The sequence below is a fragment of the Blautia segnis genome (genome assembly GCF_014287535.1).
GTDB lineage: Bacteria > Bacillota > Clostridia > Lachnospirales > Lachnospiraceae > Blautia_A > Blautia_A acetigignens.
On record NZ_JACOOT010000036.1, the window covers coordinates 58346 to 80639 of the forward strand.

Consider the following 22294-nt stretch of genomic DNA (forward strand, 5'->3'; position numbering starts at 1 on the left):
AAGGAAGCTCCTGTAAGGAGCTTCCTTCTACCTCGTTCTGCGAACCTGGAAAGAAACTTTGTATTTGCTCTTCACCACGCCTTTTGGTTCTTTCACATAGGCGCATATATAATATTGGTATTTCCTGCCTTTTGTCACCTTGGTATCCGTCCAGGATGCAGTTCTTCCTTTTTTGATGGTTGCTGCCAGCTTATAGCTGCCGTTTCCCACTTTTCGATAAATATAATACCCATCACATTTTTTCTGTGCTTTCCATTTCAGAAGCAAACCTTTCTTTGCATTGGAAATGGAAGTGATGGTTTGTCTGGCCGGTGCGGATTTGTATTTTCCGCTGGACCTGTAACTGCTTGTCACCCTTTTGCCATTCACATTCCGATAGGCTCGCACCGTGTATTCATACACTGTATTGGCACTGATCTTTTTATCCTGATATGTGATTGTGGAGGACTTCGTAATAGTGGCAATTCTCGTCCATTTTCCAGAAGCTGTTTTCCGGTAAACCAGGTAGCCGGAAGCTCCTGCAATCTTCTTCCAGCTTACCGTGTTGGAAAGATCAGAAGAAACCTTCACGGAAACAGAGGGTCTGGATAACGCTGTTTTCACAGATACAGCAGAACTGTAGGCAGAATATTTAGCAGTCCCAGACACCACGCTGTAAGCCCGGATCCGATAGGTACAGGTAATTCCCGGATTCACCTTTGTATCCGTCCAAGAACTTTCCTTCCAGGATACAGTCTTCACTCTCCTGTAGCTTCCGTCCTCTTCCTTTCGGTATACCTGATAGCCGGAAACACCGGAAACCTTTTCCCAGGTCAGGGCAATTTGATTATATGCCTTTGCTTTCGCCGCAAACGAAGCAGGCTTTCCTACTGCGACAGCACTGTCCAGCGTTCTGGTATGAGCCTTGATTCTTGCGCAGGCACTGGGACTGGTCTTGGAAAAATCACTCCAGCCATTGTCTTCATGATAACAGAAGCTCTGATTTGCTTTCAGGTCTGCAGCAAATTCCACCCAGCTATAGGAATTGTTGGTTTCGCACAGGTATTCCACAGCACCGGAACCAATGTTGGTAACCACTACGGAATACAAAGTTCCGCTGATCAGATTCACTTCCGGAACCTGCACCGTCGAAATCCCCGCATGCTCCTGATAAAAAGTCACTGGCGTACTGTACGCAGGCGTTCCGCTTACCGGGTTGCTCTGATCCTTCAGATTGGTGTAGATCTGAATGCTGTAGGAGCCGCCATCTGTATAAGTAGACAGAACCACTTCTCCCAGAGCTTCCCCTTTGCCTTTTCCTGCCTTTGCCTGAAAAACATTGGAAACAGAGGAAATGCCGCCACTTCCTGACGGGTAAAGCTTCAGTTTGCTCAAAGCGCAGGAACCGTCATAAAAATAATTGTTTCTGTATTTTGGATTTATGACTGCTTCTGCTGCTACGATATTATAATTGCATTTATTTTCGTAAGAAATATAGAAATATCCCTTATCGCCCCATTGCTCTCCCCAACTGTTCCGCACAATCCAGGCTCCGTCTGAAGTCACATTGCAGCTGGAATTAAAATTCTCCTTTGCAAAGTTATCATCCCAGCCCACCAGGGTTACCGCATGGTTCACGCCTGCATTTCCAGAATAGCTGTACGCATACGTCTTCGGGTTGTAGCAGCTGTCATACATGCCAATGGACATGGAAACAGATCCGTATTCCGAAATCAGGTTTTTGATCTTTGCCACAGAGTAGGAGGAAAATGCGGCATTTTCCAGGTATGCAGTGGTTTTGTATGCCATACCGGAAGATGGAACCGCATCGGAATCCAGGGTGTGGTCCGCATTTGTCTCATAAGGCACCTGGGATTCCAGTGCCATACCGCTCCAGGAGCTAAGGAAAATTGCTGCTAACGTCTGGTTGCCGCCATCCCGGTAGGAATGCAGAACTTTGTTCCTGTCATTCGGGGTATTTCCAAGAGGATCGTTCTGTCTGTTGGCAAAGAAATAGGCAAGATGCTCCTCGGAAAGATCAAACAATCCTGCTCCAGCCCGCAGGAAAGAGATTTCCAGGTTGGCTGCCAGAGTGTATGACCAGCACATGTTGGATGGCTTCTGGTTACGGACAGGAAGGGCCAGGCTTCCTCTCGGGTCATATTTCGCCGGATAGGAAGTGGCTCTTGCTCCGCCTACGCTGGCAGTGTCACTGTCATCCCCTTCCGGTGGATCTACATAGCTGATGGGCGCAAGCTCCCGGATAGGCGCAAGCTGGGCTTCGATTTCTTCTGCCGTAAGCGTCCCCTCTTCTTCCCCATCTGTCCCGGTTTCTTCCTCTGCAGTCTCACTGTCTAAAAAGCCGGTGTCTGTATCCAGGCTTCCAAAGCCGTCCAGTACCTCCGTTTTTCCATCAGAAAATGCTGCCTGATCGGAAGACTGCTGTGCTGCATCACTTTCAGGTTTCTCATCTGCTTCATTTCCCAAATCCTCGGCGGATGAAGAACTATCTTCACCTGTTTCGGTTGTTTCAACAGAGGAATTCGTTATCTCATTTTCTTCCCAGGAGTTCCCTTCCTGTGCGTTCTCACTTGCCCATGCTGCCTCTCCATCTGAGAACCCTTCCGCTGCAACGGGAATTCCCGACATTGCCATGGACGCCGTCAGGATCAGACATAATACACTTTTTTTCATTCCATTTTTCTTTCTCATTTTTTCAGGTATTTTTTCAAAAATTCAATCAGCTTCTCCATCTCTTCCTGTGTTCCCACAGTAATTCTTAAGTGATTGTCAATTCTTGGCTTCGGGAAATATCTTACATAAATGTGCTCCTGGCGAAGAGCCCCGAACAGTTCACTTGCCGGGCAGCTTTCGTGGGAAGCGAAAATAAAGTTCGTTTTGGAATCCGGGAAGGAAAATCCCAGCGCTGCCAGTTCTTTCTTTGTCCACTCTCTGGTGGCAATGATCTTAGCGCAAGTCTCCTGGAAATATGCCTGATCTTCAATGGCAGCCACGCCTGTGGCTAAAGTGGTGCGATCCATGGTGTAAGAGTTAAAGGAATATTTCACATCATTGAGATATTTGATCAGCTGCGCATTTCCGCACGCGAAACCGATTCGCATTCCAGCCATGGAGCGGGACTTGGAGAAGGTCTGTACTACCAGCAGATTCTCATATTTGTCGATGAGCTCCAGCGCTGATCTGGCGCCGAAGTCTACATATGCCTCATCCACGATCACGATCACATCCTGGTTGTGCTGCAGGATTTCTTCTATATCAGAGAGGGGAAGCTCCACCCCTGTAGGCGCATTTGGATTTGGGAAAATAATTCCGCCGTTTTCCCCGAAATAATCCTCTTTGCGGATGCAAAAATTCTCATCCAGAGCCTTGCACTCATACGGAATGCGAAACAGGTCTGCCCACACATCATAGAAGGAATAAGTGATATCCGGGAAAAGAACAGGCTTCTCTGAATTGAAAAAGGTAAGAAAGCTCATGGCCAGCACATCATCTGAGCCAACGCCTACAAATACCTGCTCATCCTTCAGTCCGTAATTCTGTGCAATTGCATGTACCAGATCACCTGCTGTCGGATCCGGGTAAAGACGGAGAGTGTCTGTGTGAATCTCCTTAAGGGCCTTTGTTACCCCCGGAGCTGGTGGATATGGATTCTCGTTGGTGTTCAGCTTGATCATATCCGGTTCATTTGGCTGCTCTCCCGGGGTGTACGGTACTACTTTGCGAATATTTGCTTCCCATGTATTCATTTCAATCCAACCTCGCTTTTTCTATTAATGATGTCAGATGCAAAAGATTTTCTGCCTCCAACCATATACCAGAAATTACCCGCCAGCCCACTGCCGCCTGGATTCTGGAAGTTACATCCATTTTACTAACTTCCTTGTATTTTGTCAAATTAACGTATTGAATTCTGTTGATAAATTTTGCAAAACATTTCTTCTATAAGAAACTCCTCCTTAATCCTATTTTCCAAAACCAAAAGCCCTTCGTGAAAAGAAACAATTCCATTTTCGTTTCTTTTCACGAAGGGCTTTCCTGCCTGCTCCTCTTTTATTATTTTCTCTTAGCCTGCCAAATGCAGCACTCCGATCAGGAACACCCAGCCAAGTCCGTAATATGTCACAACAGCCACAAGGTCGTTGACAGTGGTAATCAATGGACCAGAAGCAACTGCAGGGTCCACGCCCACTTTCTTGAAGAACAGCGGAATACAGGTTCCCACTGCACTTGAGATCAGCATAGCCAGAAGAAGGGCTACTCCGATGCAGCCGGATACTGCATATGCAAATACCAATGTTTTTCCCTTGAAGAAGTAAATATAAAGTCCGATCAACGCAAAGGACAAAATACCAAGAAGTGCACCATTGCAAAGACCGATTCGCATTTCTTTAAATACAAGCTCCAGCTTCTGTTTTCCGGTAAGAGACTCATCCATCAGTACACGAATGGTAACCGCCAGAGACTGGGTACCTACATTACCTGCCATATCAAGAATCAGTGACTGGAATGCCATAATGATCGGAAGCTGTGTTACTACACTTTCAAACACACCAACCACAGAGGATACTACCATTCCAAGACCAAGAAGAACGATCAGCCATGGCATACGCTTCTTCATACTCTCTTTCAGCGGCTCCTTTAAATCCTCCTCTGCAGTAAGACCTGCCAGCATGGCGTAATCTTCTCCCATCTCATCATCAACCAGGTCAATGATATTAGATGAAGTGATAACACCAAGAAGGCGATTGTCATTATCCAGGACAGGAATGGAGTCTTCGGAATACGCCTTCAGCTCTTCAATACAGTCATCAATATCTTCTTCTGCATATACGTACGGATAAGAAGTAGCTACCAAATCTTCCAGTGACTTATCCTGACGGGCAATGATCAGGTCCTTCAGGTCAATGGCTCCATAAAACTTCTGAGACTCTGTCACCACAAAAATAGTGGAAATATTATCATTTTTGGCAGCCTGCTCTACCAGACTGTTCATAGCCTGTTTTACAGTCAGGTTCTCACGGATAATGATACAATTGGTAGTCATGCGGCTTCCGATTTCATCCTCATCAAAGGATGCGATCATCTCAATGTCATGACGGACATCGTCATCCATCAGCTCCACCAGGATTTTTTTCTTCGCTTTGTCAATTTTCTGGAGAACCTCCACAAGGGCATCGGTCTCCATCCGTGAAAGAATGGCTGCTCCTTTTTTCACATCCATCTCTTTCACATATTCTGCAGCATTATCCGAATCTGTATATTCAAAAATATCGGACAACATATTAATATCCAGGATACGATATAATTTGTAACGCTCCTGTACAGTCAGCCTTGGCATTGCATCTGCAAGGTCATTGGCATGAAAGTCCTCCAGCTTGCTGCTCATGGCAGCCGGAGAGGTATTACTTCTGATTACAGCCAGAATGTCCTGGGTGTAATCCTGCACTCTTTTTTCCATCCTTCTTTCTCCAATCTCTCATAAATCAGATTCTCAATATTATGGATCTGTCTTATGTTTTTTATACGGATATAAAAAATCCGCGGGAGAGCATTATTACAGTATAAACAGCTTACACTGCCTGCTCATTAAGGGAATATTGGATCCCTCACAGGGCATATGAAGTCATCCAGGCAAAATATTTTTTCGCCCGGAAAGCACACAAATACACGCACGAAAAAAGAGCAGACTAATTCATGTCACCAAAGAATGACACTGTACTGCCTTCAACATGCCGCAATTACGCTTGGAATTCATAGGATCAAAAAAAGAAATGGAATTCGATAATTTATAGAAATTAAAGAAGAACAGAATGTGCGCGGTGCTCATCTGCCATTTCGTTTTTCCATCCTATGCAACTACTTCGCCCATGAGAATCGCAACTATCCATTCTGTTCACCTGCCTTTGTTTTCATATTTTTTATGAAAGAAATTTATTTTCTTTCCAAAAGCCATTCTAACTGCTTTTGGACAAAAAATCAATTCCTAATTTGCTATTTATTTAAATTTTCACCTTCTTTCTTTGCGAAAGTTTTTGCCCGGACAAGGGTGCTACAGCAACTGACGAAGCGGACGAATAATAATCCTCAGCGCTCCATAGAATAATTTCTTCTGCCAGGTCAGTATCTTTTTCTCATACTTTGTCCCTTCTGTTTCCTGTCCATTTTCCAGGATTTCTTTGCTCTTTTCCATATAAACATTTTCAGTTGTGCGAATCTGCTGATTCAGTTTCTCGCTGTCAATTACCAGCATCAGCTCCGTGTCCAGATAAGTGCTTCGCATATCCAGATTGTATGACCCTACCACAGACAGACGATCATCAATCAGCACTGTCTTTGTATGCACCGGATAATCGTTCATCAGCTCATAAACATCAGCTCCGGTTTTCAGTATTTTTTTCTTTTGATTGAGATAATCTGTACAGCCCCATGGATTTGAACCTTTTTCCACTGCATTAAGTATGATCTGCAGCTTGGCATGATCTGCTATCTTATGCAAAACAGTATACATATAGCCGTTACAGATTACATATGGGGTTTGTACAATCACATGGTCTGCATTTTCAGACAGATACTGAATTGCCTGAAGAACCTGAGGAGTTTTTCGCCCCGCCTGGGTTCCGTTATGAATCAGGGTGATTTTATTGGCTTTTTCCGTATCCTTTTCCCATGTGCTATAGGTTTCTATATCATTATATTTTTCCAGTAAAGAAGTATACAATTCTTCCATATGCTGGTATTGATCTGTATATTTCGAGGACTGTTTTCTTGTTCTTATGCTTACACAGCCTTCATTCCAGATTTTGTGAAAATAATCCTCAAGCTGCAACAGGGACTCGCCCTTCCCTTCAGAAGTATCATACACCAGAATATCCCGGTCCACATTAATGTCCTCAGTATGATCTCCCAGGAAAATATCGTTGCTGTTGCGTCCGCCAAGCAGATATATTTTCTCATCAATGATCAGATATTTGTCATGCATGCGATAATTCAGCTTAAACAGATTTAGTGGAGTCACCGGATTATAAACACCCACTTCCACATTCTCATGCGCTGCCAGTGCCTGGAAATCACTGCTTCCGGACAGGAATAGCTGCTGATAAATTCCATCGATCAAAAGCTGAATCTTTACTCCTTTTGCCGCAGCATGATTCAGCGCAGCCAGAAGCTTAGTGCCGTTTTCGTCTGCGCGCAGATCAAAGGTGGACAGAACAATGCTTTCTTTCGCTGTACCAATCATTCGAAGCCGCCACAAAAGTGCTTCTTCGTTATCATCAATACAGTGGATTCTTTCTGTCCCTGCTGTCTCAGAAGTGAATTCTGTCTGCCGTAGATTTTCTGCATATTTTTCATCTGGTTTTCTGCAAAAAAGAGGTGCAAGTATATTCACCAGCGCAACTACCAGCAAAAAACAGAGAAAAATCTTGCCTATTTTTTTCATTGTTTTCTTTAATTTCACCATACTCTCCTACTTTCTATTACGGTTATGCAAAATTGGGGGAAAGGAACCTTTTTGTCTATGTTCAGCCCTTTTTTAATTTTTATCATAGCATGAATTTATTTTCAGAACAAGAAAGAGGAAAGGTTTTGCGCTATTTACGCAAAAAAAGCCGCCAGCTTCTAAAGCCGACGACTTTTTCTGTGAATAATATTGAAAAAACCATGGTAGGGTAGGAAAATGCACTGCATTCTCCAGGAGGTTAAAAGTGTATCTCTTACTCTGCTACAGGAAAATTGAAACAGTTGACAGTATAATCCATCATCAGTTTTTCCAGATCTGTCATTTCCTCATCATGTGTGCTGATTCCGGCTCCCAGGTCTATATAGCCCATATTTTCATCTGCTTCCGGCCAGAATGCAAGTCCGTCTCCATTTGGATCTCCGGTTTTGATAAAGTTTGACCAATACTGATTCATTTTTTCTGCTAACTCATAGTCCCAATCTCTCCACTGTCTTACCTCCGGAACACCCTCACGCAGAGAATTAAATGCATACCACATTTCACTTGTATGCCATGCCCACTGGCTTGCCCAGCCTCTGTCTGTTCCTAAATCTGACATGCTCTCAGGTGTACACTGGCTGAATAAGTATGTGTAGTTTACTGCTTTTCCATCCGTTCTTTCTGACATCATCTTTCCGTATACTCGATTAGCCATAAGATTTCTGCTAACGTATGAACCAAGACCATAGGTTCCTAACTGACGGCTGACCATAGCTGCTGTATTATCATCTACTTTTACCAGATTTTCAAAATCGTATTCATCATACAAGTCACCAAGAAGTTCTTTGTATTGTGCATAGAAATCATCTGCTGTGGATACCTTCGGATAGCTTCCCTCTCCCATATTTGTTCCGGACATAACAGAAATATCATCAAATACTCCATCATTAATGGCATCCTTAGTGCTTTCATAGGTGACATACAAACCATCCAGATTCATGCCTCCCGGATAATTGGAACTGGTATTGTCAATCAGCTTTTCAGCATCTATATTTCTCAGATCCTCAAGTGTCGCGTTCTCATCGAGTCCCAAATCTCCCAGATATGAAGTTCCTCTTTCTTCGGCGCTTTCCTGAGTCTGGAATGGCCAATCGTAATTTAAACCACTCTGCAGGATCAATCTATCTACTTCTACATCCATTTTAGGAGAAGCAACCATAGCCACTGCTTTTGAAGTACCTCCGGACTGTCCGCCAACCGTGATATTCTCAGGGTCTCCGCCAAAATTCGCAATATTCTCTTTGATCCATTCCAATGCTTTAATCTGATCCATCAGACCATAGTTTCCGCTCTGCCCCTGCTCCTCGCTAAGCTGCGGCAATGACAGATAACCAAAGACGCCAAGACGCTGTTCCACTGTTACCACAACGATTCCGTTCTTTGCAAAAGCTTCTCCGTTTCCTTCCGGCTCAAAGGTATAGCAGCTATTCAGTCCACCTCCATGGAACCACACATATACCGGTTTCTTTTCTGTAGAGGAAAGTGAATCTTCTGTTGTCATTACATTCAGATACAGACAGTCTTCACTCATTTTAGGAACTCCATCGTAATAAATATCCGTTTTATATGGTTCCACCTCTGCTCCGCCCAATACCTGCATCGGGATATCTTTGTAAGTGTCGCACACAAGAACATCATCCCATTTTTCCGGATCTACAGGTGGTTTCCAGCGCAAATCATCAACCGGTGGTGCTGCATAGGGGATTCCACGAAACTCCACAACTTCCTGATAATTTTCATCCGTACTATTGATTCCCTGCACTTTTCCGTACGCTGTTTCAACAACGTTCTTTTCATTTTCTTCTGCATATACATGAACACTTCCCAAAAGTGTGGAGCAGGTAAGTAATGCAGCTAATACGATCATCCTTTTCTTCATTTAAACAGAGCCTCCTTTTTTAATAAATTCATTTTTTGATATCTTCATTTTAAGGCTCCCGGAAGATAAAAACTATAAATTATTTTCTTTTTCACTATCACTTTTTTGATTTTTCTTTTTTCTTTCCAGCGAACGATATTCTGAAGGCGTCATGCCGCAGGATTTCCGAAAAATCTGAGTAAAATAGGAAGCATCATTATATCCTGTAAATGCTGCTATATCTGTAATGTCAAAATCTGTATTTCCCAGAAATTCTTTTGCCTTTTTCAGCCGCACCTCTGTGAGATATTTGGAAAATGTTAATCCGGTTTTATTTTTAAAGGTTCTGCTGAGGTGTCCCACGCTTACAAAGTATTTATGCTCTGCCAGCTCGTTTAATGTAATATCATCTGCATAATGATTTTCGAGATACACTAAAATATTTTCTATCAGAAGTTCATTTTCATTTTCCTCGTTTTTTTCACAGACTTCTTTCAAAATCATAAGCAAATATTTTTTCAACTCATCTGCTGTATGAAATTGGTACAGGTCAATCTTAAAATCAAACAGGAAATATCCCCCTTCTCCCTTGGGTATCTGACATCCATTATAATACTTTTTCCTGAGAACGGAAAAAAGCTGTATGATTGCATTATAAAGACTGTAAATGTTTGCACGCTCGCTTATGCATCTGGCAAATAAGTTATCTATGATTTTTTCTGCCTCATAAATACGGCCAAATTCTACGACTCTGCTGAATATTTCCAGGGTTTCTTTTTCCAACAGATTTTTAATTTCCAGTTCTTCTTTCCAGAAAAACAGATTTTCATTTATTAAAATACGGTTATTGATTGCGTAAATACACTCTCTGTACGCCCTTTCGATTTCCCTTCTTTCTTTGTGGATGCCACTGATCCCAAACCACGAATTATGATCCATACTGTTTTTCAGCTGCAAAAGATCAGCCTCTCCAATGCATGCTTTGAAATCCATTTTCTGTTTGCAAAAAAAGAGTAATATACATTCACCTTTATTTTTAAAGTACCAGCTTCCTACATCGGCAGTAGTTCTTTTCTTTTGCAAATATTTTTCTATTTGTTGATATCCCGAATGCGAAACTTCTCCCTTCGCCATAAAAAACCAGGAGTGATCCTTCCAAAGCTCCGCCGGAATCAACTCATCAAGCAGCTTTTTATTTTGTATCAATTGTGCAAAATCCAGATTCTCAACAATTCCTTTTAGTTTATTGATATTTTCCAGATTATCTGACTTTGCTTTTTCAACAAGAATATCCTTTATAGACTTAAGCAATTCTGATTCGTTGATTGGTTTTGTCAGATAGTCCTTTACCTGATAGCGCAGCGCATTTCTTGCGTACTGAAAATCTTCATATCCGGTTTCTATCACTACTGAGCATTTCGGCACATGCTCCTGCACATATTTTGCCAGCTCCAGGCCATCTACATTGGGCATCCGGATGTCCGTAATGATAATATCCGCTTCGTTTTCCTGAAGATATTCTATTACTTCTTCCCCATCTTCAAAATCTCCATTCACCGAAATCGGCAATCCGGATTTTTCAAGCATCATGACGAGTGCTTTTCTCGCATAATATTCGTCATCTGCAACTAAAATTTTAAAATTCATCTTTATACCTCTTTTTCCAATACCGGAAAACGAACCGTTACACAAGTGTATTCTCCCTGATTACTTTCTACTAAGATTCCAAATTCTTCTCCATAATAGTTTTTAATCCTCTGGTGTACATTTATCAGGCCGATTCCGGATGAACTATGATTCACGCCCTGCTGCAGGTCTTTTTCTAATTCCTGGTGTAACATCTGCAGTGTTTCATCGCTCATTCCATTTCCGTTGTCACAAATACTGATTTCTGCTATATTGGCCGAAGTGATTTTTCCGGTCACTTCTATCCGACCTCTTCGTTTGCAGGGAATGACACCATGTTCCATTGCGTTTTCCATTAATGGCTGTAATATAAACTTTAGCATTTCACAGGTCAGCATTTCCTCTTCTACATTATAAATCACGTCAAATTTTCCCGGAAAACGCATGGACTGTATTTTTACATAGCACTGAAGATTCTCAAGCTCCTTTTTCAGCTGTACAATATTTCCCCCTTTTACGTTATAATGAAAAATATGGGACAGGCATTCTGAAATTTCCGATATTTCATCAACTCCATTTAGTTTTGCCAACGCACTGACAATATTTAATGTATTATATAAAAAATGGGGATTGATTTGATATTGTAGCATTTGCAGTTCTGTTTTTTTCTGGCTTATTTCGTTTTTGTATGCCAGAATAATATTCTCTTCAATACGTGATACAAGATCATTATAGCCACTTACCATTGTGGAAATTTCTTGTGGAACATCCTCTTTTAATTGGATATGCCGTGGTTTTTGTTTTTTATGTAAGGTTACCTGATTTAACGCATTAGAAAATTCAGTAATCGGCTTGGTAATGCGATTGATCAGCTGCATTCCTCCAAACAGTAAAAAAACAAAAACCATCAAAATCCAAAAACAAAAAAGCAAAATATTCTTTATACTATTGAAAAGAAAGCTTTTTCGCTGCATGCATTGAACCAGATACCAGTCCAAATCATCGATTTTAACAACATGTGCATTCCAGACAGAGCCATCCGCTTCCAATGTTCCCTGATGGTTTGGATTTTCATAAATTTTCTTTACATCCTCAAGAAGAAAATTGTTCTTTTTTTCAGAAGTATAAACGATCCCGTTTCTGTTAAAAAGACAGCATTCAATTTCATCATTTGAAAACACGGAAAAGCTCTTTTCTATTTCTTCAAAATCCAAATCGATATAAATTGTAGCAAGCTTCTGATCCGATTCCACAGGATACATAGCGTATACGATTGTCAGCAATTTATAAGGAAGCATATTTATTTCGCCTTCATATACATCTGTAACGTATTCCTCATTTTTATAGCCAACCCTTGAATAGGCAATATGCTTTTTTACCTGCTTAATCTGTGTCAACGAGTCTTCCACAAAGTTACTATAAACATTTCCATTTTCAGTTAAAATGGTAGTTCGCAAAATAAATGGGTTAATTCCACAGATATCTTCCAGCGTACTATTTACATATTCCTTATAGGAAAGCTGCTTTTTTAAGGATTGTTTTTCATAATCATTTCGAAGATCTGACATAATTGTTTTATCTATTAAGGGTAGATATTTCAAATAATCCAGATTCTTTATTATGGTCTCGATTTCCGTTTCACATTGACTGTTCATCTTGTGCAAATAAAACCAATTATTTTTTTCAGCCTCCTTCACATCAATGAAAAAGGAGGCACAAATTACTATCAGGGAAAACAGAAAACAGCATGCTAATCCAATAAAAAGCTGCCACCATACAGGTAATCTTGAAATTCGCTTCACACCCAGGCTCCTTTCTGCAGAATTAAAAGATCATTCCATTCTTTCAAGAATGTTCTTTCTGTATATGTTTGAGGGGAACTGGTCAAATTCTGAAACAAAGCATCCCTGGCATTAGATTTTTCGCTCTCATAAGCAAATTCTTCCAGGAAAAACTCACCGCTTCTGATACTATCCGTAAATACCTTCGCATAATTGTCTGCTACATCTACAGATTTTATACAGGAATAGGCTCCGGCCTGATCTGCATAATATTCACTGACATTTTTTGAAAATAAATAATCCAGAAATTTTTCAGCCGCTTCCGGATGCTTGCAGGAAGCAGAAACCCCCAATGTCGCATCTATTTTTACTACAACCCTTGCCTGATTTTCATTGTATGTAGGAAACGGCATAAATAACAAATCCATATACGGATTTATTTTTTTTATTATAGGATACGCCCAGTTTCCCTGAAGAAACATATAGGCTTCTCCCTTTGCAAATTTTTTTACAGCTTCATCATAGCCTGTGTTTATGGTCTGTTTCTGACCATATTGTCTTATTTCTAAAAATTTCCTGGTAGAATCAAGTGCAATAGGATCTTCATATAAAACGGTAGTGCCGTTCAGTACATTCTGAAATAAATTATTCTGGCTTCCCCTGGAGGACATGTCAATTGCATCCCATCCCTGATGAATCGTCCAGCTGTCTTTATCTGCAAAAACAATTGGAAGCTTTCCGGCTTTTTTTATTTGCTTCATCGTATGAATAAGCTCTGCATATGTAGAAGGGATCTGGTACCCGTCCTTTTCCAGCATCCTTTTGTTATAAAATATCCCTCTGTAATTCACAGACAATGGAAGCACATAAGTACCATTAAGAATTTTTAATTTTTCCAAAAAATGTTCATTTACACAATGGGTTGCAGAAAAATCATCCAGCTTCTGCAAATATCCGCCTTTTACATATTTAACCAGATCATCTTTCTGTGCTCCGATAAATTCAACAATATCTGGAAATTCTCCCTGGATTGCACGGATTTGCAGTTCCTGCTCCGGATTTGGTACTGCCATAAGTTCTACATATATATCATCCTGTGATTCATTAAAATCCGCGATAATTTTCTCAAAAATATGTCTTGTTTCTCTTTTGGACGTAAGAAACACCAGTGTTTCCTTTTCTTCTTTTTTTACGCTGTGTATTTGCTGCTTTTTATTTTCTTCTCTGACACATAACATGCAGATGCCTGTAATGGCACAAACAGCAATTAATAAAAATATTTTCAGATTTCTTTTCATATTATAGAGACTCTCTTTTCATAAAATTTTTTATAAAAATACTATAGCCTTTCTTACAAAATATACTACAACCAATCAAATTGTTTTTCAATCAGATTCCCAAAACAATCAAAAAAGTAACAGTGACTGGTTCAAAAACTTATAGCACCAACAGGCCTGTTTTTTTATAATAAAGTCACTTGATTTGAAGGAGGTTTTTTAAAATGAAGAAAAAAATTATAAGTATCCTTTTAAGCAGTGCTATGATTTTCTCCATGGGAATTTCAACTGTTTCCGCTGCTGCAGCTGATGACACAGCAGCCACAGAGAGCATTGTTGTGAGCAAAACAGAGGGCATTACAGATACTGCATATGGAAAGGTTCGTGGTTTTATTGATGACGGAACTTATACCTTCCGTGGAATTCCTTATGCAAAGGCTGACAGATTTGAAATGCCAGAAGCTCCTGATACCTGGGACGATGTCCGCAATTGTCTTGTCTATGGCTCAACTGCTCCTATTACAAAAATGACAGATCCGGATGGCGGAGATTTCCTGATTCCTCATCGTTACTGGGCACAGAGCGAAAATTGCCAGAATCTGAATGTCTGGACACAGGATCTGGATGCCAATGCAAAGAAACCGGTTATGGTATGGTTCCATGGTGGTGGCTACACAAATGGTTCTTCTATCGAGGGTATTGCATATGACGGAAAGAATCTCAGCGAATATGGTGATGTAGTTGTAGTAACTGTAAACCACCGCTTAAATGTACTTGGTTACCTGGATGTTTCCGAGTATGGTGAGGATTATCAGTATTCCGGTAACTGCGGTACAGCAGATATGATTGCATCCTTAAAGTGGGTAAAAGAAAACATCGCTAATTTCGGCGGCGATCCTGACAACGTAACTATTTTCGGACAGTCCGGCGGCGGCGGTAAGGTTATCAGCATGTTAGCTTCCCCTGAGGCAGAAGGATTATTCAATCAGGCTATTGTACAGAGTGGAAGTGAGCGTTACATTGAAAAAGATACCGCTAAAAAAATAACTGCAAAAACACTTGAGATTTTAGGAATTTCAGATAACCAGATTGAGCAGTTAAAAGAGGTTCCGTATGATACTCTTGATGCTGCTGCAACGGAAGCATTAAAACAGGTAGGTGAGGAGCTTGGAACTTCTTTAAGCTGGCGTCCGGTTCTTGATGAAGATTATATTCAGAGTAATTTCCAGGAATGGACAAACGACGTTCCGGTTATGGTAGGTTCTGTATTTGGAGAAATGAACTGCTGGACTGCTCTGGATCCAAATGAAACCAACAAAAACTCCTGGACTGATGAAGAAGTAGACGCAAAATTAACCGAAAAATATGGTGACAAAGCGGAAGCTGTAAAAGAAGCATTCCTGAAGGCTTATCCTGAAAAGAGCGCTTGTGATGCTTATTATGTAGCAGATCGTACCAAGTTCTCCAAAACCCTTACAAAGCGAGTTGAAGCTGGTGCAACTAAGAACTATGATTACGTTGTATCCTATGAATCTCCAATTGACGGTGGTGTAAACTTATGGCACTGTGGCGAGATCCCATTTGTATTCCACAATGTTGACTTAGTAGCCGGTTCCTATGGCGGAAGTCAGGACGCTTATGATCTGCAGGATGTAATGGCAAGTGCATGGGTAAACTTTGCAAGCACCGGAGATCCAAATGGCGAGAATGTACCGGAATGGAGCACTTATACAGATGACAACAAATCTACTATGGTATTTGATACCACAAGTGGAGAAAGAATTGACTATGATGCTGAATTACAGGAGCTGATCAGCCAGTAAGCTTATATAAGTCCTCTGAAAAATAATAAAGACGCTGTAAATCCTCTTGGATTGATGGGTATTCACTCCCATCATTTCAAGAGGATTTTTTAGTTTGAAAAAAGATAGAGGTATCTTGACAATTACCCTTCTCCTCATTATAATTACCAATTGTAATTACTTATGGTAATTATTTATCATGAGTCTCTACTACTTTTTAAGGAGAAGCATCTATATGGACATTGAACTGTTAAAACGAATGATGGATGCCTTTTATCAGGCGAAAAGAATCCGGGATATGCTGCCGCCACTGCCGGAGGGAGTGACCTCCTCTTACATTCAGTATCTGGATGTGATACATTCCCTGGAGCTTAAAGGAATTCAGGTGAAGGTGTCGGATATCAGCGACGCGCTGGCACTTCCAAGACCAGGCGTTACCAGAACCATCAAGGATATGGAGGCCAAAGGCTATGTGAAAAAGCTTGCGTCTCCTGTGGATGGCCGCGTCACCTATCTTTCCATTACAGGCAAAGGTGAGGAACTGCACCAGAAATACAATGAACAGTATTTCCATGCATTGGCTTCCTGCATGGAGGGAATTTCAGAGGAGGATGCCCTATGTATGATCCGCACTATTGAAAAATTTTATAAAATTATGTGCGAAAGGAGAATTTCCATTGAAAAATGAAAAAAATGATTTTACTAAAGGAAGTATTCTGAAAAAGCTTGCCCTGTTTATGCTTCCTATTCTGGGCGCACTGGTACTGCAGGCTGCTTACGGTGCTGTAGACCTTCTGGTAGTAGGCCGCTTTGGCTCCACCTCCGGACTTTCCGCGGTTTCCACCGGAAGCCAGGTACTGAATCTGGTCACCTTTGTAGTAACGCAGTTTGCAATGGGAATTACAGTTCTCATTGCCCGTTATCTTGGGGAAAAGAAACCGGAACAGATTGGTTCTGTAATTGGAGGCGCAGCAGTTGTTTTTGCTGTAATTTCAGCTGCACTGTTCGTAATTATGGTAGCTTTTGCACGCCCCATTTCTGTGCTTATGCAGGCACCACAGGAGGCACTTGCGCTGACCACCAGCTATGTGCGTATTTGTGGCAGCGGCATTTTCTTCATAGTAGCCTATAACCTGCTGGCTGCTATTTTCCGTGGCCTTGGAGACAGCAAATCACCGCTTTTATTTGTACTGGTAGCCTGTATCGTCAACATCTTCGGAGACCTGCTGCTGGTTGCAGGACTGCATCTGGATGCCGCCGGTGCTGCACTTGCCACTGTTTTTGCACAGGCCATCAGCGTTGTTTGCGCCATTGTGATTTTAATCAAAAAGAAGCTTCCGTTTTCCATCACAAAAGAAGATTTTTGTTTTAACCATCAGTGCAAAAAATTTCTGGGAATCGGTCTTCCGCTGGCACTTCAGGAATTTCTTACGCAGATTTCCTTCCTGGCTCTCTGTGCATTTGTCAACAGGCTGGGACTTGAAGCTTCCTCTGGCTACGGTGTTGCCTGCAAAATTGTAAATTTTGCCATGCTGATTCCAAGTTCACTGATGCAGTCCATGGCTTCCTTTGTTTCCCAGAATATTGGTGCCGGAAAACAGAAGCGTGCAAAAAAATCCATGTTTACAGGAATTGGAGTAGGACTTGTATTTGGATGTCTGGTTTTCATTTTGGTTATGTTTAAGGGTAATGTGCTTGCCGGTCTGTTCTCAACTGACACAGCTGTAATCCAGAAAGGCTATGATTATCTGAAGGGCTTCGCTCCTGAAACCATTTTGACTGCCATAATGTTCAGTATGGTAGGCTATTTTAATGGAAACAATCAGACACTTTGGGTGATGTTTCAGGGACTCTTCCAGACTCTTCTGGTTCGTCTGCCAATGTCCTATTATATGAGTATTCAGCCTGATGCCAGCCTGACCAAAATCGGTTTGGCTGCGCCTGCTTCTACAGCAGTGGGAATTATATTGAATACCTTGTTTTTTATCTATTTTAATAAAAAAATGAAGGCACAAAAAGCCGCATAAGATTTTCCAATATAGAATTTCATAAAACTGACAAATTCATAATATTACAAAAAAGTCTCCTAGAGCGTGTTTGAAAAAGGCTTTCTGCAAGATGTGCGTCACAATTTGTGGGAGATTTTGTCCGGATGAGGGCGCCGTAGCGGGCTACGGCAACTGAATTCGGGCAAAATATACCGCAAAGTGGGGCGTGCAGATTGCGGGAATGATTTTTCAAACACGCTCTAGCACCTTATTTCTGGTGTAAAGAGACTTTTTTGATAACAATATTTCTTATTTGATTTTTTTATTTCTTTATTTCTTTTTGAAATGCTCCAATATCTTTCGCTATCTCTCCGCTGAGCAGCAGCATGCAAATCAGATTCGGAATTGCCATCAAAGCATTGGCAATATCAGAAAAGTTCCATACCAGACTCAAGGTCTGTGTACAGCCGACATATACTACCAGAGAAAATACGATTCTGTAAATCATGTTGTACTTATGTGTTCCAAATAAATATTCAAAAGCTTTTTCTCCATGATATTCCCACCCAAGAATGGTAGAAAATGCAAATAATGTAATTCCAATGGTTACCAGCCATCCTCCGGCACTTCCAAGAACAGTTTCAAATGCTGCAATAGTAACATCAGATCCTGTCAGCAGATTTCCTGCTGCATCAGTAGTGCCAAGTACTCCGGAAGAAGCAATTGCAAGACCTGTGATGGTGCATACCACAATCGTATCCCAAAATGTTCCTGTCATATTTATGTAGCCCTGGCGAACCGGGTTATCCGTAGTCGCTGCAGCAGCCGTAATTGCTGCAGAACCCATGCCGGCTTCATTTGAAAAAACTCCACGCGCAACACCGTATCGCATAGCACTCATCATAGAAGCAACAATACTGCCGCAAAGGCCACCGCCTACAGCTTTTGCGGAAAATGCCATCTTAAAGATCATAGAAAGTCCTGAAGGCAAGTTGGAAATGTTTCCAAAAATCACAATAAGTCCACAGATCACATAGAAAATTGCCATAACCGGCACAACTACAGATGATACTTTGGATATGGATTTAATTCCACCAACAATAATTAATAATGTTAATATTGTTATAATAACCCCAGAGACCCTTACCGGAACATGAAATGTAGCATGAAGTGCACTTGCGATAGAGTTTCCCTGAGTCATATTTCCGATTCCAAAGGAAGCTACAACTGCAAAAAATGCGAAAAGCCATGCCAGAATTACTCCCAAAGTCTTATTTTTCAGTCCTTTTTTCATTGTGTACATAGGGCCGCCGCTCATTTCACCTTTGGCATTCACTTCGCGGTATTTAATTGCCAGCATACATTCACTAAACTTGGACGTAATACCAAAGGCTGCTGAAATCCACATCCACACCAAAGCACCAGGTCCTCCTGAAACCATAGCAGTGGCAACGCCAACAATATTTCCGGTTCCAATTGTAGCAGCAAGAGCAGTAGTCAGTGCAGAAAAAGGAGAGACATCTCCTTCTCCACGGCTTTTCGTACGCGCTTCCTTGCTTAGCGTACTCTTTAACGCATATCCCAGATTTCTCCAGGGCAGAAATTTTGTCCGGATTGTAAGAAAAATTCCAGTTCCCACAAGCAGGATCAGCATCACCGGCCCCCACACAAAATCGTCAACTTTTGTTACAATTTCGTTTAATCTCTCCATCATATACGTCCTCCCTTTTGATATTTGCATACACGCACAGCCTTTTACGAGTCTTGCATAAATACAAAAAAGAGCCATGTTCTGAACAACATCGCTCTTCTGTGTGTATACGTATTCAATTAGTGTCAGACAAATATTTTCCCTGACATTTTTAATTGTTAACAGTATATGCTTTCTTTCCTCTATTGTCAAGATAATTTATCAAGCGAAGCCACATCCAAATATTGACAAATATTATGAAATGTTTTATAATTTCTACATAATAACAGTAATTATTATCATTTAATAAGGAGGATTTGTTTATGAAATATGTATGCGATGTTTGCGGTTGGGAATACGACGAAGAGCAGGGCTATCCAGAGGGTGGAATTGCACCTGGCACGAAATGGGAGGATGTTCCGGAAGACTTTGAATGTCCTCTGTGTTCTGTAGGAAAGGATCAGTTTTCCCAGGAATAATTTTGTTGAATAATTGAAGAGAGGGAGGGTGCGCCTATGCAGAATCCAGTTCCTGACGAAAGATATTATGTGGCCAATGAGGCTATCTTAGGTGCTTTTTTTAAACTATCACGGGAAAAAGCTCCTGATAAGATCACAGTATCTGACATCATCAAAGCTGCAGGTATCGCCAGAAGCACCTTTTATAATCATTACCAGGACATCCCCTCGCTGGTAGCTGCCGTTGAAGAGAAAACAATCTGTGATGTTTTTTCCATGATGGAAAAATTCCATCCCAAAAATGACCTGGATATCTGTCGGTCCTATTTTTTGTCAATCTGTCAGTACACCATAGAGAATCCTTTTCTTGCAAGTCTTTTGAGCACACCTCATGGCAATGACTTGTTTGAAAAAATGCTGACCATGCTCCATCACTACGTCACTGATGCCACATCCAATTCCAGTCCAAATAAACACACAAAGGAAGAAATTTCCTATGTGATCACCTGTGCAATTGGCAGCACCATTGGTGTCCTTCACAAATGGACCAGGGATAATTTCGATCTGGAGCCGGAAGCTGTCGCTGATATTTTGTCTCAGGTTTTTTTATCCGGCATGCTGCCCCTTTTGTCCTAATACGTGTTTGAACGCAGATAAGCGAAGCGACTGCGTTCATGAGCAAGTAGTGAAGCGGATTGCGAATGTCCGCTTTAAAAAGGCTTTCTGCAAGATGTGCATCACACTTTGTGAGCCATGCAGAAAGCCTTTTTGTTATGCAAGAGGTTCGTCAATCAGAGCATCCTGCCTCTTAATCTTTTTCGTTGTGCTGCGGATAAAGGGATTTTTCCGAACAATCAATCCTGTAATCTGACGATAGGTCGGCTGATTTTGATTGTACTTATCTAAAAATGCCTGAAGCAGTCCTTTAACAGACTCTGCATCTAATGCCTTTGCTTCCACCACTGCCTGCTCCGGATAAATCCGGGCTGTCAGACCATTCTTCTCACCAGTTACGATCACTTCACCTACAAGGGGATTCAGGGCAAGTTTATTCTCAATCTCTTCCGGAGATACATTTTCACCATTTGACAAAATGATCAGATTTTTCACTCTTCCGTTTATGAACAGATAGCCATCCTCATCCATATATCCCTTGTCTCCTGTGTGAAGCCAGCCATCCGTAAGAGTCTCCTGGGTTTCCTTCGGCATCTGATAGTAGCCCTTCATGACACTTGTTCCCCGCACCAGAATCTCCCCATTTTCAAATCTGACCTCCACGTTTTCAAGAGGCTTTCCAATAGATCCAGGCTTATTATTTTCCGGTGTATTGTTGCTGATAACAGGTGAGCATTCTGACATTCCGTAGCCTTCCAGTATCTGAATACCGTACTGTGCAAAATATTCAATGTAATATGGATCCAGATGCGCCCCACCGGTAAATATGGTATGCAGCTTTCCTCCAAATACCTTCTCTGCCAAAACCTGTTTTGGAATTGCCGGGTCAGAAGCAGCCAGCCTTTTATAAATTGTCTCAATCATCATGGGTACCATGAGCATAATGTCTGGTTTAAAAATGCTCATATTTCTGACCATATGGAGCAAAGAATCATTGATACAAAGAGTTGCTCCCTGGGAAAAGCCCTTCAGCCAGTCCATAACAAGGCAAAATGCATGATGGATGGGAAGTACGCTAAGCATCACGGTTCCCGGTTCTGCTGAAATTTTTACAGCCTCAACATTAGATGCCAGATTCTTCTGAGTCAGCATAACTCCCTTACTTTTTCCGGTTGTTCCTGAAGTAAAAATAATAGTTGCAATATCCTCCGCATCCGGACAGGCAGCATCTTTGGATGCATTATTTCCTATATTCCGAAGCTCATTGATACTGTATACCTTTTCCGGTACATCCTCCACCTCTTCCTGAAGCATCCATACCTTCTGAAGCCCCGGACAATTTGCCAGAAATACTTCAAGATATGGTCTGTGCTTCGGACTTAGGAAAAGGGCTGCACAATCGGAGCGATTGATAAGATCTACCAGATCCTCGCAGGGAAGTGCTGCATCAAGCGGCACTGCTGTTGTACATCCTGTAATAATCCCAAGATAACTTTCAATCCACTCTACAGAGCTGGTGCCAATTAGTGCAATGTGTTTTCCCTCAAAACCCTCTGCAAGAAGACCTTTTCTGACAGAAGCTGCATTTTCCATTATTTTACAATAGCTTCTCTCTGAAATTTCTTTCTTATTAAGCCATTTTACGGCTTTGACTTCACCAAACTTTTGTACGCTTTCTTCTAATATATTTCTGACCAGCAT

At 41.5% G+C, this 22294-nt stretch carries 15 protein-coding genes and 2 pseudogenes; 6 read left to right on the top strand and 11 right to left on the bottom strand.

The genetic code is table 11. The annotated features are described in order from the left end of the window. Window positions 1-27: 27 nt before the first annotated feature. The 8 genes from H8S54_RS15315 to H8S54_RS15350 form a co-directional block, all read right to left on the bottom strand. Complete coding sequence (locus H8S54_RS15315) at window positions 28-2673, bottom strand: C1 family peptidase (protein WP_186901760.1); 2646 nt, start codon at window positions 2671-2673, stop codon at window positions 28-30. A 14-nt stretch (window positions 2674-2687) separates the two neighbouring features. Next, window positions 2688-3746 carry a histidinol-phosphate transaminase gene (gene hisC / locus H8S54_RS15320; RefSeq protein WP_117851143.1) on the bottom strand — a complete coding sequence of 353 codons (1059 nt, stop codon included), beginning with the start codon at window positions 3744-3746 and terminating at the stop codon, window positions 2688-2690. Between the two features lie 317 nt (window positions 3747-4063). Next, entirely contained in the window at window positions 4064-5458 is a 1395-nt protein-coding gene (gene mgtE / locus H8S54_RS15325) for a magnesium transporter (RefSeq protein WP_021924896.1), read from the bottom strand. A gap of 591 nt (window positions 5459-6049) precedes the next feature. Then, window positions 6050-7459, bottom strand: coding sequence for a phospholipase D family protein (locus tag H8S54_RS15330; protein ID WP_186901761.1), 1410 nt, complete (start codon window positions 7457-7459; stop codon window positions 6050-6052). Window positions 7460-7712: 253 nt separating this feature from the next. After that, window positions 7713-9377, bottom strand: coding sequence for a carboxylesterase/lipase family protein (locus H8S54_RS15335; protein WP_186901762.1), 1665 nt, complete (start codon window positions 9375-9377; stop codon window positions 7713-7715). 72 nt (window positions 9378-9449) lie between these two features. After that, window positions 9450-11003, bottom strand: a complete 1554-nt coding sequence (locus H8S54_RS15340) for a response regulator transcription factor (RefSeq protein WP_186901763.1) — start codon at window positions 11001-11003, stop codon at window positions 9450-9452. Window positions 11004-11005: 2 nt separating this feature from the next. Next, entirely contained in the window at window positions 11006-12550 is a 1545-nt protein-coding gene (locus H8S54_RS15345; RefSeq protein ID WP_186901764.1) for a sensor histidine kinase, read from the bottom strand. Between the two features lie 230 nt (window positions 12551-12780). Further along, a complete protein-coding gene (locus tag H8S54_RS15350; RefSeq protein WP_186901765.1) occupies window positions 12781-14061 on the bottom strand; it encodes an ABC transporter substrate-binding protein in 1281 nt (426 codons plus the stop codon). Between the two features lie 203 nt (window positions 14062-14264). Here H8S54_RS15350 and H8S54_RS15355 point away from each other — a divergent pair, with 203 nt between their 5' ends. The 3 genes from H8S54_RS15355 (at window position 14265) to H8S54_RS15365 (ending at window position 17869) form a co-directional block, all read left to right on the top strand. Continuing rightward, on the top strand, window positions 14265-15863 hold the full coding sequence (locus tag H8S54_RS15355; protein WP_186901766.1) for a carboxylesterase/lipase family protein: 1599 nt from the start codon (window positions 14265-14267) through the stop codon (window positions 15861-15863). A 214-nt stretch (window positions 15864-16077) separates the two neighbouring features. Continuing rightward, a complete protein-coding gene (locus tag H8S54_RS15360; RefSeq protein ID WP_186901767.1) occupies window positions 16078-16530 on the top strand; it encodes a MarR family winged helix-turn-helix transcriptional regulator in 453 nt (150 codons plus the stop codon). Continuing rightward, window positions 16520-17869: an MATE family efflux transporter gene (locus H8S54_RS15365; protein ID WP_186901768.1), complete on the top strand. Its 1350-nt coding sequence runs from the start codon at window positions 16520-16522 to the stop codon at window positions 17867-17869. Before H8S54_RS15360 ends, H8S54_RS15365 begins: the two co-directional genes overlap by 11 nt. A 19-nt stretch (window positions 17870-17888) precedes the next feature. Here the strand turns inward: H8S54_RS15365 and H8S54_RS19175 are convergent. Continuing rightward, window positions 17889-18023 (bottom strand): annotated as a pseudogene (locus tag H8S54_RS19175) (DUF6783 domain-containing protein); the annotation flags it as partial. Between H8S54_RS19175 and H8S54_RS19180 the strand changes: the two are divergent. Next, window positions 17961-18113 (top strand): annotated as a pseudogene (locus H8S54_RS19180) (DUF6783 domain-containing protein). The pseudogenes H8S54_RS19175 and H8S54_RS19180 sit on opposite strands and share 63 nt — an antisense overlap. A gap of 39 nt (window positions 18114-18152) precedes the next feature. On the opposite strand, the gene H8S54_RS15370 reads toward H8S54_RS19180, so the two are convergent. Further along, a complete protein-coding gene (locus H8S54_RS15370) occupies window positions 18153-19541 on the bottom strand; it encodes an alanine/glycine:cation symporter family protein (protein WP_173765740.1) in 1389 nt (462 codons plus the stop codon). A 302-nt stretch (window positions 19542-19843) separates the two neighbouring features. Between H8S54_RS15370 and H8S54_RS15375 the strand changes: the two genes are divergently transcribed. Continuing rightward, window positions 19844-19999 carry a rubredoxin gene (locus tag H8S54_RS15375; protein WP_021925090.1) on the top strand — a complete coding sequence of 52 codons (156 nt, stop codon included), beginning with the start codon at window positions 19844-19846 and terminating at the stop codon, window positions 19997-19999. A gap of 36 nt (window positions 20000-20035) precedes the next feature. After that, window positions 20036-20614 (top strand): TetR/AcrR family transcriptional regulator, encoded by a 579-nt coding sequence (locus H8S54_RS15380; protein WP_186901769.1) that lies wholly within the window; start codon window positions 20036-20038, stop codon window positions 20612-20614. Window positions 20615-20749: 135 nt separating this feature from the next. Here H8S54_RS15380 and H8S54_RS15385 read toward each other — a convergent pair whose 3' ends face one another. Next, window positions 20750-22294: an AMP-dependent synthetase/ligase gene (locus H8S54_RS15385; RefSeq protein WP_186901770.1), complete on the bottom strand. Its 1545-nt coding sequence runs from the start codon at window positions 22292-22294 to the stop codon at window positions 20750-20752.